General features: G+C 71.4%; 15 protein-coding genes and 2 pseudogenes. 10 read left to right on the forward strand and 7 right to left on the reverse strand.

From position 1 onward, the window contains the following. Complete coding sequence (locus BKD26_RS33085; protein ID WP_084905917.1) at positions 1-747, forward strand: NAD(P)H-binding protein; 747 nt, start codon at positions 1-3, stop codon at positions 745-747. Here BKD26_RS33085 and BKD26_RS33090 read toward each other — a convergent pair. Then, positions 734-1,915 (reverse strand): ROK family transcriptional regulator, encoded by a 1,182-nt coding sequence (locus tag BKD26_RS33090; RefSeq protein WP_084905920.1) that lies wholly within the window; start codon positions 1,913-1,915, stop codon positions 734-736. The genes BKD26_RS33085 and BKD26_RS33090 overlap by 14 nt on opposite strands. A 95-nt stretch (positions 1,916-2,010) precedes the next feature. On the opposite strand from BKD26_RS33090, the gene BKD26_RS33095 reads away from it, so the two are divergent. Together BKD26_RS33095 and BKD26_RS33100 are read left to right on the forward strand one after the other, a co-directional pair. Further along, positions 2,011-3,225 (forward strand): MFS transporter, encoded by a 1,215-nt coding sequence (locus BKD26_RS33095; RefSeq protein ID WP_241518966.1) that lies wholly within the window; start codon positions 2,011-2,013, stop codon positions 3,223-3,225. Positions 3,226-3,240: 15 nt separating this feature from the next. After that, positions 3,241-3,646, forward strand: a pseudogene (locus tag BKD26_RS33100) (Tn3 family transposase); the annotation flags it as partial. A 44-nt stretch (positions 3,647-3,690) separates the two neighbouring features. On the opposite strand, the gene BKD26_RS33105 reads toward BKD26_RS33100, so the two are convergent. Then, positions 3,691-5,457 carry a CocE/NonD family hydrolase gene (locus tag BKD26_RS33105; protein WP_084905922.1) on the reverse strand — a complete coding sequence of 589 codons (1,767 nt, stop codon included), beginning with the start codon at positions 5,455-5,457 and terminating at the stop codon, positions 3,691-3,693. A 56-nt stretch (positions 5,458-5,513) separates the two neighbouring features. Next, a complete protein-coding gene (locus tag BKD26_RS33110; protein ID WP_084905925.1) occupies positions 5,514-6,209 on the reverse strand; it encodes a hypothetical protein in 696 nt (231 codons plus the stop codon). Positions 6,210-6,324: 115 nt separating this feature from the next. Here BKD26_RS33110 and BKD26_RS33115 point away from each other — a divergent pair, with 115 nt between their 5' ends. From BKD26_RS33115 to BKD26_RS33125, 3 genes and pseudogenes are all read left to right on the forward strand, one after another. Next, on the forward strand, positions 6,325-6,972 hold the full coding sequence (locus BKD26_RS33115) for a TetR/AcrR family transcriptional regulator (RefSeq protein WP_241518967.1): 648 nt from the start codon (positions 6,325-6,327) through the stop codon (positions 6,970-6,972). Positions 6,973-7,108: 136 nt separating this feature from the next. After that, positions 7,109-8,121: pseudogene (locus tag BKD26_RS33120) on the forward strand (solute carrier family 23 protein); the annotation flags it as partial. A gap of 124 nt (positions 8,122-8,245) precedes the next feature. Next, the gene (locus tag BKD26_RS33125; RefSeq protein WP_084905930.1) at positions 8,246-8,989 is read left to right on the forward strand and encodes a DUF5995 family protein; all 744 of its coding nucleotides are present in this window, start codon (positions 8,246-8,248) and stop codon (positions 8,987-8,989) included. Here BKD26_RS33125 and BKD26_RS33130 read toward each other — a convergent pair. The 4 genes from BKD26_RS33130 to BKD26_RS33150 all read right to left on the reverse strand — a co-directional run bounded on the left by BKD26_RS33130 (position 8,950) and on the right by BKD26_RS33150 (position 14,114). Next, on the reverse strand, positions 8,950-10,647 hold the full coding sequence (locus tag BKD26_RS33130; RefSeq protein ID WP_084905931.1) for an NAD(P)/FAD-dependent oxidoreductase: 1,698 nt from the start codon (positions 10,645-10,647) through the stop codon (positions 8,950-8,952). The two genes, BKD26_RS33125 and BKD26_RS33130, sit on opposite strands and share 40 nt — an antisense overlap. Before the next feature lie 40 nt (positions 10,648-10,687). Further along, positions 10,688-11,485, reverse strand: coding sequence for a carbon-nitrogen hydrolase family protein (locus BKD26_RS33135; protein ID WP_084905933.1), 798 nt, complete (start codon positions 11,483-11,485; stop codon positions 10,688-10,690). 699 nt (positions 11,486-12,184) lie between these two features. Then, positions 12,185-12,640: an Lrp/AsnC family transcriptional regulator gene (locus BKD26_RS33145; RefSeq protein ID WP_073758005.1), complete on the reverse strand. Its 456-nt coding sequence runs from the start codon at positions 12,638-12,640 to the stop codon at positions 12,185-12,187. Between the two features lie 10 nt (positions 12,641-12,650). Next, a complete protein-coding gene (locus BKD26_RS33150) occupies positions 12,651-14,114 on the reverse strand; it encodes an amino acid permease (RefSeq protein ID WP_084905937.1) in 1,464 nt (487 codons plus the stop codon). Between the two features lie 291 nt (positions 14,115-14,405). On the opposite strand from BKD26_RS33150, the gene BKD26_RS33160 reads away from it, so the two are divergent. From BKD26_RS33160 to BKD26_RS33175, 4 genes are all read left to right on the forward strand, one after another. Further along, positions 14,406-15,746 (forward strand): GDSL-type esterase/lipase family protein, encoded by a 1,341-nt coding sequence (locus BKD26_RS33160; protein WP_241518968.1) that lies wholly within the window; start codon positions 14,406-14,408, stop codon positions 15,744-15,746. An 87-nt stretch (positions 15,747-15,833) separates the two neighbouring features. After that, positions 15,834-16,064: a DUF5133 domain-containing protein gene (locus BKD26_RS33165; RefSeq protein WP_241518970.1), complete on the forward strand. Its 231-nt coding sequence runs from the start codon at positions 15,834-15,836 to the stop codon at positions 16,062-16,064. A gap of 217 nt (positions 16,065-16,281) precedes the next feature. After that, positions 16,282-17,202 (forward strand): STAS domain-containing protein, encoded by a 921-nt coding sequence (locus tag BKD26_RS33170; RefSeq protein WP_084905943.1) that lies wholly within the window; start codon positions 16,282-16,284, stop codon positions 17,200-17,202. Continuing rightward, entirely contained in the window at positions 17,199-17,609 is a 411-nt protein-coding gene (locus tag BKD26_RS33175; RefSeq protein ID WP_084905946.1) for an STAS domain-containing protein, read from the forward strand. Before BKD26_RS33170 ends, BKD26_RS33175 begins: the two co-directional genes overlap by 4 nt. Positions 17,610-17,688 lie beyond the last annotated feature (79 nt).

A 17,688-nucleotide genomic window follows, 5' to 3' on the forward strand; every position in this document is an offset into this window, starting at 1 on the left:
ATGACCACGATTCTGGTGACCGGTGGGACCGGCACGCTCGGCAGGCATGTCGTCGCGCTGCTGCGGGCGGACGGGCACGAGGTCCGGGTGCTGAGCCGACACGCGGAGCCGTACGCCGTCGATCTGCGCGAGGGCGGTACGGGGCTCGATACGGCCCTCGCGGGCGTGGACACCGTCGTGCACTGCGCGTCCTCGCCGCGCGGTGGCGACGAGCGGGCGGCGCGGAACCTGATCGACGCGGCGCGGCGGGCCGGAGCCGCACATCTGGTCTACATCTCCATCGTGGGGGTGGACCGGGTGCCGCTGGGCTACTACCGGTCGAAGCTGGCCGTGGAGCGGCTGGTCGAGGAGTCGGGACTCGGCTGGACGGTGCTGCGGACGACGCAGTTCCACGACCTGGTGCTGACGCTGCTGGAGGCGGTGGCCAAGCTGCCGGTGATGCTGGTCCCGGCGGGCGTGAGCGATCAGCCCGTCGAGGTCACGGAGGTCGCCGCCCGCCTCGCCGAGCTGGCGGTGGGCGCGCCTGCCGGCCGGGTCGCGGACATGGGCGGCCCCGAGGTGCGGACGTTCCCGGAGCTGGCCCGCGCCTACCTGCGGGCGTCGGGCCGCCGGCGCCCGGTGGTGGGCGTGCCACTGGCGGGCAAGGCGTACCGGGGCATGCGGGCGGGCGGGCATCTGACGCCGGAGCGCGCGGTGGGCAAGGGCACGTTCGAGGAGTTCCTGGAGCGGCGCTTCAGCGGGGCGTAGGGCCGGTCGGGGCGAACAGCGCGTCCTGGGCCGTGTCGCGGGCCGTCAGCAGCGCCCCGCGCAGCACCGCCGCGCCGCCCAGCGAGCTCGCCCGTACCTCCGTGCGCAGCGGGGACAGTCCGGCCAGCCGGGTCTCGACGCGGGCCGCCAGCCCGGGGCCGCCCGCGTGGCCGACTTCGCCGCCCAGGACGACGCACCCAGGGTCGAGTACGGCGCTGACGGCGGCCGCCCCGAGGGCGAGGCGGTCGGCGAGGGCGTCCAGGAAATCCTCCGCCCCGGTGGCCGCCGCCGTCCGCACCGCCACCGCGCCGGCCGGCTCCTCGCCCCGGTCGGCGGCCTCGATGCCGTACCCCGCCGCCAGTGAGCGGATCGCCGCCGACCCGGCCAGGGCGTGGAACCCGCCGTCGCAGCCGGTGGCCGACGGCAGGCCGCCCGTCCCCGGCACCGGCAGGAACCCGATCTCGCCGGCGCCGCCCGACGCGCCGCGCCGCAGCCTGCCGTCCAGGACGACGGCCGCGCCGACGCCGTGGCCGAGCCACAGCAACACGAACGTGTCGCGGTCGCGCGCCGCTCCCTCGCGCTGTTCCGCCACGGCCGCGAGGTTGGTCTCGTTCTCGACGAGGACGGTGGCGGGCAGCCGTTCCTGGAGAACGGTGACGAGCCGCCGGTGCCAGGCGGGCAGGCCCGTCGAGTCGCGCAGTTCGCCCGTGGCGGGATCGATCAGGCCGGGCGCCCCGATGCCGACCGTGTGCAGCCTCCGTACGCCGGCCTCGGCCCACGTCCGCTCCAGCAGCGCCACCGCGCGCTCCACGGCCGGCCCGTCGCTGAGGCGCTCCATGGGCAGGGACGCCTCGGCGAGCGTGGCGCCGAGCAGGTCGGTGACGACGACGGAGACGCTGGTGGTGCGGACGTCGAGGGCGCCGAGGTGCGCCCGGTCGGCGACGATCCCGTACAGCCGCGCATTGGGACCACGCCGTTCGGCGCCCGCCTCCCCGACCACCTGGATGAGTCCGGAGCCCTGGAGCCGTTCGACCAGGTCGGCGACGGTGGGCCGGGAGAGACCGGTGAGGTTCTTGAGCTGACCGGCCGTCAACGGGCCCTGCTCCTGGAGGAGTCGCAGCGCGAGGCGGTCGTTGATGGCCCGTGCGGTGCTGGGCGATGCGGGCATGCCGTGATCCTCTCAGAACTCGTCACATCAGCTTACTATCAGGCAGGGTTCCTGATAATTTACGGATCGCCGGAACGACGAGACCAGGAGGGCCCGTGACGTCGCACGACGTGGTGTTCGGCAAGGAGCGGCTGAGGCGGGCCCGGTTCGCCGTGGCCGCCGTGTTCTGTGTGCACGGCGCCGTGACCGGCAGCTTCGCCACCCGCATCCCGTGGATCCAGGACCATGCCGGCGTCAGTGCGGGCCAGTTGGGCCTCGCGCTCGCCTTCCCCGCCCTGGGCGCGTCGGCGGCGATGCCGCTGGCGGGCGCGATCAGCCACCGTTTCGGCGCCCGCGGCGCGCTGCGCGGGCTGCTCGGGCTGTGGACGCTGTCGCTGGTCCTGCCGGCGCTCGCGCCCAACGTCTACACGCTGTGCGGCGCGCTCTTCGTGTACGGGGCCACCGCCGGGATGTCCGACGTGGCCATGAACGCGCTGGGCGTCGAGGTCGAGAACCGGCTCGACAAGTCGATCATGTCGAGCCTGCACGGCATGTGGAGCGCCGGCGCCCTGATCGGCTCGGCCTCCGGCACGCTCGCCGCGCACCTGGGCAGCGACGCCCGGCTGCACCACGTGGTCGCGGCGCTCGTGCTCACCGTCGTGGGCGCGCTCGCCTGCCAGGGCGTACTGGACCTGCGCAGCGCTCCGGACGAGGAACCTCCGCCCCGGTTCGCGCTGCCGCCCAGGTCGGCGCTGGTGATCGGGGCGATCGGGTTCTGCGGGGTGTTCGCGGAGGGCGCGAGCCTGGACTGGTCGGCGGTGTACCTGCGCGACCAGCTCGGTACGTCGCCGGGCCTCGCGGCCGCCTCGACCACCGCGTTCGCCCTGACGATGGCGGTGGCGCGGCTGGTGGGCGACAAGGTCGTGGACCGGTTCGGCGCGGTACGTACGGTACGGGTCGGGGGCGTCGCGGCGACGGCGGGCGGCGCCCTGGTGGTCGTCGCGCCGCACCCGGCGGCCGCGATGGCGGGCTTCGGGCTGCTCGGGCTGGGCGTGGCCGTCGTCGTACCGCTGGCCTTCGCGGCGGCCGGGCGCAGCGGCCCGAACCCGAGCCAGGCGATCGCGGGCGTCGCCACCATCACGTACACCTCGGGCCTCATCGCACCGTCGGCGATCGGCGGGGTGGCCGACGTGACGTCCCTCACCGTCTCCTTCGGACTGGTCACCCTGTTGGCCTTCGGCCTGGTACTGGGCGCGGGCGTCCTGCGCACCGGCGACCGGACGACGCGCACGGCAGCGGGCGCGGAGGCCGCGCAGAAGAGCCCGCGCTGAGCCCCGCGCCCGGCGCACCGGCGCGTGGAGCCCCGCCACAAACCGGCCCGGGACGTCTGCCACGGCAAGCGCGGCACCCATCCACCAGGCCTATCGCGACGGGATGGAGGACCAGCTCGGCGCACTCGGGCTGGTCCTCAACGCCATCGCGCTCTGGACGACCCGGTACATCGACGCCGCCGTCACCCAGCTCCAGGCCGAGGGCCACGAAATCCATGACGAGGACATCGCCCGGCTCTCCCCGCTCAAGCACGACAACCTGAACCTGCTCGGCCGCTTCAGCCTCACCGCCGGCGTCCCCGCCGACGGCGGTCTGCGCCCGCTGCGCGACCCGGACGCGCGCGGGCGAGGACGACGATGGCCGCGAGGACTGAGACAGGCGAACCACGTGCCGGTGCGGGCTCGGCCCACACGCGGCTGACACCCGACGGACTGGCCGTGACGCCGGTGAGGATGAGGTCGATGTCAGTGGGGCGAGCCGGCCGGAAGGCACGCGGACTGGATGGGGAGCTGCAGGTACGACGCGCGGTCCCCTCCCGTGTGCATGACGTGCGTTCCCCGGTTCTGGGAGACGTATTCGCGGTTACCGGGCATCATCGTTCCCAGAATGCTTCGCGCGCTGATGACGAGGCGAAGTTGTTCGCCTGGGTAGAACGTGAGCCCGACCGGAAGAAGATCGATCTCGACGTCGACGACTTCGCCCGGTGAGAGCTTCTCGATACGGTCAAAGCTGTGGGCAGGGACGTCGTCGGTGGACAGCGTCTCGTCCACATGGCGCATCGAGACGCGAAGCCGTCCGTCGGAGCCCTTGTACCGCAGGATGGAGGCGCCGCGTTCGGTGATGTCATGGACCCTCGCGCTGTGGTTGGGCACGGTGAACTGCTGCAGCGGTGTGCCGTACGCGTCGAGCTTCTGGACGAGGAGGAACAGGTCCATGTCGTCGGCCCCCTCCGCCTCGACCCACAGGTGTGCTTTCGGGTATCCGACCAGCACGGTCTCCTGATCGAAGCGTGTCACGAACGACACCAGGTCCGGATTGGTCCCGACCGTATAGGTCGCCGTCGCCTCGGCCGTGGGCACCTCTGTGCCCAAGGTCCGTGAGCGGGCGTCGAGGTAGTACCTGGTCGCCGTCACGTCTGCGGGCGGGAACTGGTCCGCCGGGATGTTCACCCGGTCGCCACCTTCGAGGTCGAGGAGCGAGTAGCGCACCCGTGGCGTCTGCTCCCATCCGTTGTCCTCGCCCTTGAGGAAGTGGTCGAAGAACCGGCGCAGATCCTCCCGGTTGGCCTCGTCGTAGTAGTCGGGCCATTCCTGGCTGTTGTGGATGCGCAGCCACTTGTTCTCGGATGCCATCCGGCGCCAGGCGCGGAAGGTGCCCGCGGTGTGCAGGGTGTTGGAGTAGCTGGCGACGACGTACGCGGGCACGGTGATCTTCTCGAACCGCGGGATCTTGTCTTCCCACAGGTCGTTCATCAACGGGTAGCGCTCAGCCTCCGTCAGGAGGTCTTCCTTGCGGCTGTTTCCCCAGTAGCTGTGGTCCTGGAGCTGGCGTGCGAAGCCGGTGTCGGGCATGCCGCCGCGCATCACCAGATCGCGGTAGACATCGCTCACGCCCTCCCACGGATTGATCGCCGCCAGGTGGGGAGGCTGCTCGGCTGCGGTGAACCACTGCGAGACCGCCAGATACGAGGTTCCGCTCATCGCGACCTTGCCGGTGCACCAGTCCTGGACGCCCAGCCACTCGATCAGGTCGTAGCAGTCCCGGCCCTCCTGGCGGTCCCACACGACGCTGTCGCCTTCGGAGTGGGCAACGCCGCGGATGTCGGGGTTGCAGATCGCGTAGCCATGCGCGCACCAGTACGCCGGGTCCGGGCCCTCGAACTTCTCCAGGCCCGAGACGATCCCGTTGTCCAGTCCCACCATGCCGAAGATGCCCATCACGCTGGCAGAGGTCCCCTGCCCCTTGCCGTACGGGCTCCAGGCCACGATGACGGGCACCTTCTCCGTGCCGACGGGACGGAAGACGTCGACATGGATCGTGACGCCGTCACGCATAGTGACCGCAACGTCCTTCTCCAGGACGACATCGACGGGAAGCGGCTTGAACGGCGGTGCGATCTGAAAACCCGCCTCCAGCGTCCGGGTTCCCGGCTCGAATCCGCTCAGGATTCCGTACCGGTCTCCCGGCTCCAGCGGGTGAGACGGCACGAATACCTTCAGGTCATCGCTCATCGGGATTTTCCTCATATCTCTTCATGGTTGCGGACAGGTTTCCCAGCGGTCGTGCGTCAGGCGCGGGCGGCCGCGGCGGCGACGATCCAGTTCCTGAACTCGACCGCGAAGTGCCGCAGGTGGTGCTCCAGCACGTCATGCGCACACGCGGTGGGCACGTAGACCGTCAGGTGTGCGGTGAAGCCGTCGGCGGTGTCACCGAACTGGGTCAGCGCCCGTCCGATGACAGTGCCGTCGGCCAGGAAGAGGTTCGAGGACATCTTGTGTGGAAAGTCCGCTTCCGGCAGGCGCGCGTCCGCATCCTTGGCCCAGGCCATGGCGTCCGTTCCCCAGCCGCCCATGGAGAAGGAGCAGACGTGGGGGCCGATGTTCTCCACCACGTGGAAACCATCGGCCCCGGGGGCCATCACGTAGTGCTCGGGGTGTGCCGCGAGAAGTACGCGCTCATCGCCCGCGAAGGCTTCTTCCATCCACGCCAGGAACTCGCCCGCGGTCAGACCCTGCGTCACGAGCACCGTCGTGCCGCCCTCGAAGCCGCCGTCGGAGGCCAGCGCGCTCTCGCGCAGGAAGGCGTTGCCTTCCTCGATGTCCGCGGCCAGGAGGTCGAGCAGGCCCTGGCGTCCCAGTCGCCTGCGGAAGCGGTCCAGAGCGCTGCGGGCGTGGAACAGCTCGAAGTCGTCGATGCCCCCGGTGCCGGTGGGCCCCGACAGGAGCGACACGCTCACGGCCGGCGATGCCTGGTTACGGGTCATGGTCGAACCTCCCATAGATGTAAATGCGAATTTGCATTCACATCTGCGAGAGTACCCAGAGGAGCGCACCCCTTGTCAAAAGGACCTGAGAAGGCCGACGGCTACCATGCGTGACATGACTGCCGAGCCAGACCGACCAGCGCGCTACCGAGAACCCCGGCAGGCACGCAGCGCCGCGACGCTGGCTCGTGTGTTGCAGGCGGCGGAGGAGATCGCCTCTTCGTCCGGCCTGGAGGAGATGACGATGACCGGCGTCGCCGAACGCGCCGGCGTCTCGGTCGGCACGATCTATCGCCGCTTCGAGGACAAGGACCAGCTGATCACCGCTCTGACCGAGCGCATGCTTGAGCGGCGCGAGCAGTATGTGGCCGAGCAGTTGCGCACGGCCGAGCCGTCACTCCCGGGCGTACTGGACGCCTACGCACACGCCCTGCTGCAGTCCTTCGCTGACAGCCGCAATCTCTTCCCCGAGCTGCTGCGCGCGCGGAGCACGGGGGCGCTGGACCGGGGGGCGCGCACCATCACCGAGATCCACCGCCTCCTGCTCGAAGCAGCAGCCCCGTACACCGACCAGATCCGGCGCTCCGACCCGGACGCGGCGCTGGATACCGCGGCCCGCGCCATCCTGGGAGCCTGCTTCCACAACTCCGTACGCCCCGACCCCGCCACCGGCCAGGCCGCCCGTGACCGGTACGCGAGCGAACTCGGCAACATGGCGATCGCCTACCTCCTGACCCCCGACCGCCGCACCGCCCGCACCTGAGACGACCGCTCCGCCTCGGTCTCGCGTTGAAGATGGTGCCGTTCTTCTTGCCCCGGCCGGACAAGGACCGCAGGGCGACGACCGTCGCCGCATGGCGGGCCCGGTAACGGGGGCCGCCGTCGTGCAGCAGCCAGTCTCCATCCGGGCGCCCGGCGGGGACAGCGCCACCGTCAACGGGGCGGTCCTGGTGGCCGGTGCCGTGCTGTTCCTGGCGGGGCTGGCGGTACGGCGGTTCGGCGCGCGGACCATCCACGCGGCGATGCCGCCGATCGTGACGGGCGCCGTCGTGATGCTGATCGGGTTCAACCTGGCACCGGTGACGGCGTCGACGTACTGGCCGCAGGACCAGTGGTCGGCGCTGCTGGTGATGCTGTTCACCGGCCTCGCCGTCGTCTGCCTGCGCGGCTTCTGGTCACGTGTGGCGATCTGCCCGGGGCTGATCTTCGGGTACGCCGTCTCATGGCTGTTCGACCTGGCCTTCGGCAAGATCCACTCCCCGCTCGGCGGCGCCGAGGCCGTCGCCCAGTGGCGCCCGGACCTGTCCGGCGTGGCCAAGGCCGACTGGATCGGGCTGCCGTCCTTCCACGCCCCGGCGTTCGAGTGGTCGGCCATCCTCGTCGCCCTGCCGGTCGTCATCGCGCTGGTCGCCGAGAACCCCGGGCATGTGAAGGCCGTCGGTGAGATGACCGGCGACCCGCTCGACCGACAAGCTGCGCACCGCCATCGCCGCCGACGGCGCCGCGTCGATCCTGTCCACCGCCGTGGGCGGCCCGCCGAACACCACGTACGCCGAGAACATCGGCGTCATGGCGGCCACCCGCGGCGACTCCACGGCCGCCTACTGGGCCGCCGCCGGTTTCGCGCTGCTCTTCGGCCTGTGCCCGAAGTTCGGCGCGGTCGTCGCCGCGATTCCCGGCGGTGTGCTGGGCTGGGTCGATCTGCGACCCCCTCAACCTCGTCCCGGCCGCCACGGGCATCATCATCGGCGTCGGCGGCGTGAGCCTGAAGATCACCGACAACTTCGAGCTGGGCGGCGTCGCGCTCGGCACGATCGTCGTGATCACCGGCTACCACGTGCTGCGCGCCTTCACCCCGGCCCACCTCAAGCGCCAGGAGCCGCCGCTGGACGCGGGCACGAGTTCCTACGAAGGTGCTCAGCCGGTCGCCAAGTCACAGGCGTACAGGGCGCTCGCCCGGGCGGATCGTTCCCCCGTTTCGGGGAAGCCCGGCGCGATGACGCCAGCGAGAGCCTACCTACTGGAACGCTGCCCCCATGGCGCAGATCGAGCAGTTCCCGTCGGCCCCGTGGACGGTCGACCCGGTCGTGGCGCGGATGCGCGCGTTCCGGTCGCTGTGGCCGGCGACGGACGGGGTGGCGGTCTTCAACCGGGTCTACCTCACCGTCACGGAGGAGATCGACCGGCGCATCGACGCGGGCGAGTTCGCCGACCGGCGGGCGGCCGCCACGCTGGACGTCCGGTTCGCGGAGCGCTACCTCGCGGCGGTCGACGCGGTCGCCGCGGGCGGGCGCCCACCGGCGTGCTGGCGGCCGCTGTTCCAGTACCGGCGCCATCCCGGCGTACGGCCGCTGCAGTTCGCCCTGGCCGGTATCAACGCGCACGTCGGGCACGACCTGGCGCTGGCGGTGGTGGACACCTGTCGTACGCTCGGCTGCGAACCGGCCGACCTGGAGGGGGAGTTCGACCGGGTGGGCGACATCCTCACGCTGCTGGAGGAGCGCATCCGCGAGGAGCTGATGCCGGGGCCGGACCTGCTGGAGATCGCCGACCCCCTGACGCATCTGCTGGGCTGCTGGAGCCTGGAGCGGGCCCGGGACGGGGCGTGGCTCGCGGCCCGCTCACTGTGGCAGCTGCACCGGCTGGGGAACCGGCTCCCGGAGCTGGCCGAGGAGTTCACCGAACGCCTCGACCGCTCCGTGGGCCTGGTGGGCCGGATGCTGCTCACCCCGCTGGCGGGTCAGTCCTCCGGGAGTTCCACCGGGGCGATCTCGTCGTAGACGTCACCCGGGCCGGGGTTCGTCGCGTCCGTCCCGCCGCCGAAGTGGTGCATGACGCCCCACACCGCGTTCAGCGCGGTCTGTACGGCGCCCTCGGCCCAGCCCGCCGTCCAGGAGATGTCGTCGCCCGCGAGGAAGATGCCCCGCTTGTCCTCGGGCAGCCGGTCCTGCATGAAGTGGGTGAACAGGCGCCGCTGGTAGCGGTAGTGGCCCGGCAGGTTGGCCTTGAACGCGCCCATGAAGTAGGGCTCGTTCTCCCAGGACACGGTGACCGGGTTGCCGATGATGTGCTTGCGGATGTCGACCTTCGGGTAGATCTCGCCGAGCGACTTGAGCATGACCTCCATACGCTCGTTCGCCGACAGCGGCAGCCACTTCAGGCTGTCGTCGCACCACGTGTACGACAGGCAGATGACGGCCGGCTTGTCCGGGCCGTCGTCCAGCAGGTACGTGCCGCGGGTCATCCGGTCGGTGAGCGTCATCGACATGACGTCACGGCCGGTCTCCTCGTCCTTGTCCAGCCAGAAGGGCCGGTCGACCGGGACGAACAGCTTGGACGACTCCATGTAGTGGGTGCGCTCCATCGCCGTCCAGTGGTCGATGGGGAACAGCGAGTCGTCACACGCGATCTTGGACAGCAGCATCCACGACTGGGCGGTGAAGATCGCCGCCTGGTACGTACGGATGTCGCCGTTCGCGTCGGTGACGGTGATGCGGTTGCCGGCGGTCCGGTGCAGGCGGGTCACGGCGGGCTTGGGCTCGCCGCCCTCGTGCAGCGACTTCAGCGACGTACCGAGCGGCCAGTGGACGATCTTCTCCGGCTCCCGCTCCCACAGGCGAAGCGGCAGCTGCTGCGAGCCGCCGACGATGCCGCGGTGGTGGTCGTCGGCCTCGGTGTAGACGACGCGGAGGATCTCCAGGATGGAGTTGGGGAAGTCGGTGTCCCAGCCGCCGGTGCCGAAGCCGACCTGGCCGAAGATCTCGCGGTGCCGGAAGGACTTGAACGCCTCGGACTCGCACAGGAAGCCGTAGAAGGTCTGGTTGTCGAGCTTCTCGACGAGCTTGGCCCAGATCTCGCGGATGCGCGGGACGTCACGCTCGCGCATGGCGCGGTTCATGTCGGAGAAGTCCGCGCCCTCCTCCAGGCACTCGTTCCACGCCTTGGCGACGTCGCGGTAGACCTGCGGCAGGTCGTCGATCGTCTCCGCGTAGTGCGACTCGCCCTTCAGGTCGACGACGGTCGACGGGGTGGCCTCGGCCAGCGGGTTCGGGAACGGCCGGGTCTCCAGGCCCACGAGGTCGATGTAGTGCTGGAGCGCGGTCGAGGAGGGCGGGAAGCGCATGGCGCCCATCTCGGCGGTCAGGCCCTCCGTGCCCGTGCCCTCGAAGCCGACGGTGCGCAGCCGGCCGCCGATCTGGTCGGCCTCGTACACGACGGGCTTGAGGCCCATCTTCATCAGCTCGTACGCGGCGACGATGCCCGACAGCCCGCCACCGATGACGGCGACCTCGGTGCCGTGCTCGGTCGCGGGTATCTGGCCGAGCCCGGCCGGGTGGGCCAGGTAGTCGTCATAGGCGTACGGGAAGTCCGGACCGAACATGGTGATCGGCGGCTGCGCGTCGGTGTGCTGGACGGCGGTGGGCACCGTGGACGTCATGGGGTACGGACTCCTTGCGGGAAAACTGGTGAGGGGAGGCTCAGGTCAGGGAGGTGTAGAGGCCGGGGCGGCGGTCACGCAGGTACGGGTTCGCCTCGCGCGAGGCGGTCAGCAGCTCCGGGTCGGCGTCGCCGACGACCAGTTCCTCGCCGCGTCCGGCGCGGGCGCGGGCGGTGCCGTCGGGGCCGGCCAGGGCGGACAGGCCGACGAACTCGAAGTCGCCCTCCAGCCCGGTGCGGTTGGCGTAGGCGACGTAGATCTGGTTCTCGAAGGCGCGCACCGGTACGACGGACTCGGCGACGACCTCGGCGGGGTGCATCAGCGCGGTGGGCACCAGCAGGAGCTGGGTGCCGGCCAGGGCGTGCGCCCGGACGTTCTCGGGGAACTCCACGTCGTAGCAGATCATCAGGCCCACGCGCAGCCCGCCGAGCTCCGCCTGGACGACCGGCTGGTCGCCGGGCGTGAACGAGTCGGTCTCGAAACCGCCGTAGAGGTGGGTCTTGCGGTAGTTGGCGAGCCGGGCGCCGTCGGGGCCAATGAGCTGGGCCGCGTTGTAGACGGTTTCACCGTCGCGCTCCGGGTAGCCGTACGCGATGCCGAGGCCGTGGCGTGCGGCGATGTCGGCGACGGCGTCGGCGCAGTCACCGTCCGCGGGCTCGGCGAGCCGGGCGACGTCGTCCCCGATCGCGTACCCGGTCAGGAACATCTCGGGGGCGATCAGCAGGCCGGCGCCGGTGGCGGCGGCGCGGGCGGCGGCCTCGTCGAGGACCTTGAGGTTGGCGGCGACGTCACCGGGCTGTCCGGAGCTCTGGAGCAGGGCGGTGCGCAGCGGCGGCATCGGCAGACCTCTGTCGGGGTGCGTGACGGGGCGGGGAAGGCGTCGAGAAGACGTTCAAAACGGTACGGTCCGGCCTTCTTCCGGGACAAGGCGTGACCGTTGCGGACCGACGAGTGATCCGTTGCGCGAAGAGCCGCCTGGGCGGCGATTCGTTGCGCGGCCCTGCGGCCGGAGTCGTACGGGCCTCCCCGCCGCCCGGCGGAGGGTGGACGCGCCCCCGGTGCGATGCGGCGGGAGGGGGCCGGGCGGAACAGTGGTGGGCGTCCGATCACTCCGGTCACCTGCCGAAAGGGCTCGCGCCATGACCGTCGTACGAAGATCGCCATTCTGTGCACGGCCCTGCTGTTCACCGCCGGGGCGGCGGGCTCCGCCGCCGCCTCCGGGGGCGGGCCGGGCGCCGGCGGTCGTGACCGGCGTCGTCACCGACACCGACACCTCGTTCAAGGGGAAGCGGGGGGAGGCATCTCGGTCCATGACCAGGGCGGGCAACGACGACCAGGGCGGGCAACGACCGGCTGGGCTACAGCCGGGCCGGACCACCTCGCGGCGCCTCTTCGAGAAGATCAGGAGCGGCACCGGCGACTTCCGGGTCCTGCCGTGGCAGCCGGAGTACCCGACGGGCCGGCCAGGGGGTGTCCGGCGGATCAGGCTGGATCAGTGAGCGGCGTCATGCGGCTTCGGCCGCCGGACACCCCCTAGCTAGGCCGGCGAGCCGGACGAGAAGCGCCGCAGCAGCGGCGAGAGCACCAGCACCGACTTGGTGCGCTCCACGAACGGCTCGCCCGCGATCCGCTCCAGCACGCGCTCGAAGTGGCGCATGTCGGAGGCGAAGACCTGGACGATCGCGTCCGCGTCACCGGTGACGGTGGATGCGGACGCGACCTCCGGGTACCGCTCGAGGCCACGCTGGATGGTCTCCGGCGATGTGTTGCCGCGTGCGTAGATCTCGATGAAGCCCTCGGTCTCCCAGCCGAGCGCCGCCGGGTCCACGCGGACGGTGAACCCGGTGATGGCGCCCTCGGCCCGCAGCCGGTCCACGCGCCGCTTGACGGCGGGCGCGGACAGACCGACGAGCGAGCCGATGTCGGCGTAGGAACGGCGGGCGTCCTCGGCGAGGGCGTGGACGATGCGTTCGTCGAGATCGTTCAGTCGCACTACAGGTGGGTCACTTCTCTGCTGTGGCCAGTCGGGAGCGGCGCATGCCGTACACGAAGTAGACCACGAGACCCACGGCCATCCAGATTCCGAAGACCACCCAGGTGATGGTGTCGAGCTTGTACATGCTGTAGCCGCAGCAGAGGAAGCCCAGCACCGCGAACACCGGGCCGAACGGCACCTTGAAGCTGCGCTCCATGTCCGGCTTGGTGAACCGCAGCACGACGACCGCGATGTTGACCAGGGCGAAGGCGAAGAGCGTGCCGATGCTGGTGGCGTTGACCAGCTCGCCGAGCGGGACGGCCGCGGCGAGGACACCGCAGAACAGCGACACGATCACGGTGTTGGCGCGCGGCGTGCCCGTCTTGGGGTTCACCTTGCGGAACACCTTGGGGACCAGGCCGTCGCGGGACATCGCGAAGAGGATGCGGGTCTGGCCGTAGAGCACGGTGAGGACGACGCTGGCGATGGAGATGACCGCGCCGGCGGCGAGGAGGGTGCCCCAGAAGCTCTGGCCGGTGACATCGTTCATGATCGCGGCGAGCGACGCCTCCGAGCCCTCGAACTTCTTCCAGTCCCAGGCGCCCACGGCGACGGCCGCGACCAGCACGTACAGCGCGGTGACGATGACCAGCGAGAGCATGATCGCCCGCGGCAGGTCCTTCTTGGGATTCTTGGCTTCCTCGCCCGCGGTGGAGGCGGCGTCGAAGCCGATGTACGAGAAGAAGAGGATGGCGCCCGCGGCGCCGATGCTGCCGACGCCGAGCGGCATGAAGTCCGAGTAGTTGCCGGACTTGAAGCCCAGGAAGCCGACGGCGCAGAACAGGACGAGCGCGGCGATCTTGACGCCCACCATGATCGTGTTGGCGCGGGCCGACTCCTTGGCTCCGCCGAGCAGGAAGAGCATCGCCAGCACGACGACGATCAGGGCGGGCAGGTTGAATATGCCGCCGTCGCCGGGGGGCGCGCTGAGCGCCTCGGGGAGGGTCACACCGATGGTGCCGTCGAGGAGCTCGTTGAGGTAGTCGCCCCAGCCGACCGCCACGGCGGCGACGGACACGCCGTACTCCAGGAGCAGGCACCAGCCGCACACCCAGGCGACGAGTTCGCCCATCGTTGCGTACGCGTACGAGTACGAGGAGCCGGCGACGGGGATGGTGCCGGCCAGCTCGGCGTAGGAGAGGGCCGAGAAGAGCGCCGTGAGGCCTGCGAAGACGAAGGCGAGCGTGACGGCCGGGCCGGCCAGCGGGACGGCTTCGCCGAGGACGACGAAAATGCCGGTGCCGAGCGTGGCGCCGATGCTGATCATGGTCAGCTGCCACATGGAGAGCGAGCGGCGGAGCGAACCGCCCTCACCCTGCCCACCCTCTGCGACCAGCACATCTACCGGCTTGCGCCGGGTAAGAGCGGAGAGCCCGGACGCCTTGGGCGCGGACGGTTCGGTGGCGGGAGGGGCTGTGCCTTGGTCCAGCACTGCGGGGGCTCCTTCATCGCTGCGGGTCGGACGGAGGGCGACCTGCGGCGGCTCGTGGGCGTCGGGGACAGCCCACGGGGGAAGGTGAACCGCCGAGCAGGCGGTCACCGCCACTCCTGGTACGGGGCACGAGCCTAAAGGTCGCGCTTCGCGCTCGTAATGCAGGGTTGTTGCGCATCCGCGAATGATCATTGCGCGCTTGGGGCACAGACGGGGAAACATTGCGCCCCGCCGCACGAATCGACACATTGGGGGCCCCGAGCAGGATTTCACCGACCGGAGGAGACCCGTATGACCTGGCAGGACCCGGTGCCTTTTCTGCGCGGTACGGCCTGGCTCGACGACCGCGGCCGCGCTGTGCGCGCCGACCCGGTGGACCTGGCCCGGCTGCCGTGGGACACCGCCGAGCGGGCCGCGCTGCCGATCGGCGTACGGCTGGAGTTCACGGCGTCACCGGGCACCCGCGCCGTGCAGATCCGCTACCGCGCCGCCGTCCCGGACGGGACCGACTCGCTGCGCGAGCTGGCGCACTGCTTCGCGCTGTGGGCGGGCGACCGCTGCCTCCACGAGGCGTGCGCCCGACCCGCCGAGGAGACGACCATCACCCTCCCGCTGCCGGGAGGCGGGCGGAGGGGTGCGCAGCCACGCCGGTGGGCGGGGGCGGGGGCGCGTGCGGAGGCGCGTGCCGTCGCCGGCATGATCCCGGCGACGGACCCGGGCGCAGCCAGCGGCACGGCGGGCGCGGCCGGGGGCGCGGGGCCGGGCATGGGCACGGGCCCAGCCGTCGCCCCCGCCAGCGGTGCCCCGAGCCCGACGGGCGCGGAGGCGGGCCCCGGCGCGGGCATGGGGACGGCCAAGGGCACACACACAGGCACCGGTGCCGTCACCGGCGGCCACGCGGGGACCGGCCACGCGGGCGCGGCGGGCGGGGGGTTCGGTGGGCCGTTCAGCGTGCATCCGCCGGAGAGCCAGGCTCCCGTGATCCTGGGGCTGCGGGGCGTCGGCGGCACCCTCTTCCCCGCTCCCCCGCGGCCCCGCTGGCTGGTGCACGGCGACTCGATCACCGAGGGCTGGTGGTCCACCCGCCCCGCCCACTCCTGGCCGGCCGTCGCGGGACGGGCCCTCGGGGTGGACACGGTCAACCTCGGCTACGCGGGCTCGGCGCGGGGCGAGCTCGCCATCGCGCAGCAGCTGGCCGCCCTCCCCGCCGACCTGCTCACGCTCGCGTTCGGCACGAACTGCTGGTCCGGCGTCCCCCACACCGCGCCACTGCTGTACGAGACGACACGGGCCTTCATCACCCTCGTACGCCAGGGCCATCCGGACACGCCCCTGCTGCTGGTGTCTCCCCTGCTGCGCCCCGAGGCGGAGGCGACGGCGAACGACGTGGGCGCGACGCTCGCCGAGCTGCGGACGGCCATGGAGGAGGCCGCCCGGGACCTGATCGCGGCCGGTGACGCGCGGCTGTCGCTGCTGCCCGGCCGGGACCTGCTCGGGCCGGGGCATCTCGCGGACGGCCTGCATCCGGACGACGCGGGCCACGCGCGGGTCGCGGCGGCAGTCGTGGCGGCGGTCGTGGCAGCCGTACGCGACGCGTCGTCGCTCACCGCCCGGGTGGCGCCTTCGACTTGACGGGGAGGAATGTCCTGGCGAAGGCGGGGTAGGGGCGCCTCGGTCGGTGACATCGTTCCGAGTTCCGAAGGAGGTTCTGTCGTGCTGATGGCGCACCCGTCGATGCTGCGCAAGCTCGTGGCCAGGTATGAGGAACTGGCCGCGCACGGTGCGGAATCGGTGGACCCGAAGATCGTGCGTCAACGGGAGGACACCGCCTACACCCTCTGCGTGTCCACCGGGACGCGTGACATACGCGACGCGCTGCGGGTGGCCAGACACGCCATCGCGGCCGCCGGAGAACCGGCGGCCGTCGCGGCGGCGTCGGCCTCGGCATAAGCGGACGGGGAGGGCGGCGACCGGCACTCTCCGGTCGCCGCCCTCGGCGTCCGCACGGCGGCATACCGTGGAGTCACGTTTCTTCGCGGTCCCGTGCGGCCACTACGATCCAACCGCCGTTGACCATGAGAAACCGGCCGGGTGGCCAACTCGACGATGTTTCCGGCGCCTTGCCTCGGAAACCCGCCCGTCCCGTTTCCGATTGCGAGAGGTGCTTGTGAACACCAGCGAATCGAGCGTGCGGGACCGCCTCTGCGAGGCCCTGCGGGAGCGCGAGGAGGAGATCGCCGACCGGTGGGTCCGGCTCCAGCTGGAGCAGGCGGTGCTCAGTACCGACATGAGTGAGCACGAGGTGCGCGAGGAAGCCGACCTGCTGATCTCCGCCCTCGCCGCGGGCCTGGCCAGCGACGTGCCGGTGGAACGGCTGGTGGCCTCCCGCAACGAACTGCGACAGACGGTGATAGAGCTGTCGCTGCGCCGCGCGCGGGCGGGCGCCTCGCCGACCGCCACGTCGATGGCCGTGCTGTCGCTCAAGGAGGCGCTGCTGTCCGCCGTACAGCACACCACCCGCGACTCGGCCGAGCTGTTCTCCGCCGCCATCCTGGTCAACCGGCTGCTGGACGCGGCCGGGGTGCTCTCGTTCGAGACGTACGTGGAGGGGCGCGAGGAGATCATCCAGCGGCAGAGCCGTCAGCTGCTCGAAGTCTCCACGCCCGTGGTCCGGTTGTGGCGGCACGTCCTGGCCGTACCGCTGATCGGCACACTGGACACCGCGCGTACGCAGGTGGTCATGGAGAGCCTGTTGCAGGCCATCCAGGACAACGAGGCACAGGTCGCCATCATCGACATCACCGGCGTGCCGGCCGTCGACACCGCGGTCGCCCAGCATCTGATGCACACCGTCAACGCGGTACGGCTGATGGGCGCCGACTGCGTCATCAGCGGGATCCGGCCGCCCATCGCCCAGACCATCGCACAGCTGGGCATCGACCTGTCGACCATCCTGACCCGTGCGACACTGGCGGACGCCCTGGCCGCCGCCATCCAGCTGACCGACCAGCCCGCCGTCGGCCAGGACGTCGGCGCCGCCCGGCCGGTGACTGCTCGGCCGGTGACCGCTCGGCCGGTGACCGCGTGACGGCCCCTCGCGCCACCGGCGTTCCCATCCTGCGGCTCGGCGACGTACTGGTCACCGGGCTGCTCAACGAGCTGGACGACCAGTCGGCCGTGGCCTTCACCGACGAGCTCACCGAGCGGATCGCCGGTGACGGCGCCCGGGGCGTCCTGATCGACATCTCCCGGCTGGAGATCATCGATTCGTTCGTGGCGCGCACGCTGATGGAGCTGACCACCATGGCGCGCCTCCTCGGAGCCCGGGTGATCGTGGCCGGGATGCGGCCGGCGGTCGCCATCACCCTGGTCGAGCTGGGGCTGCAGCTGACCGGCGTGGAAACCGCCCTCAACGCGGAGCAGGGCCTGACCGCGCTCGGCTGGCACCGCATGCCCCAACCCGCGGGGGAGGTCCGACGTGACGCTCCACGGTGAACGGCTGGCGACGCCGGGCTCCGAGCTCATCGCCCAGCGCTCCCCCGCGGCCGGCGGCGGCCCGTACGGCGTGCCCACC

The organism is Streptomyces sp. CB03238 (assembly GCF_002099185.1).
In the GTDB taxonomy this organism is placed as follows: domain Bacteria; phylum Actinomycetota; class Actinomycetes; order Streptomycetales; family Streptomycetaceae; genus Streptomyces.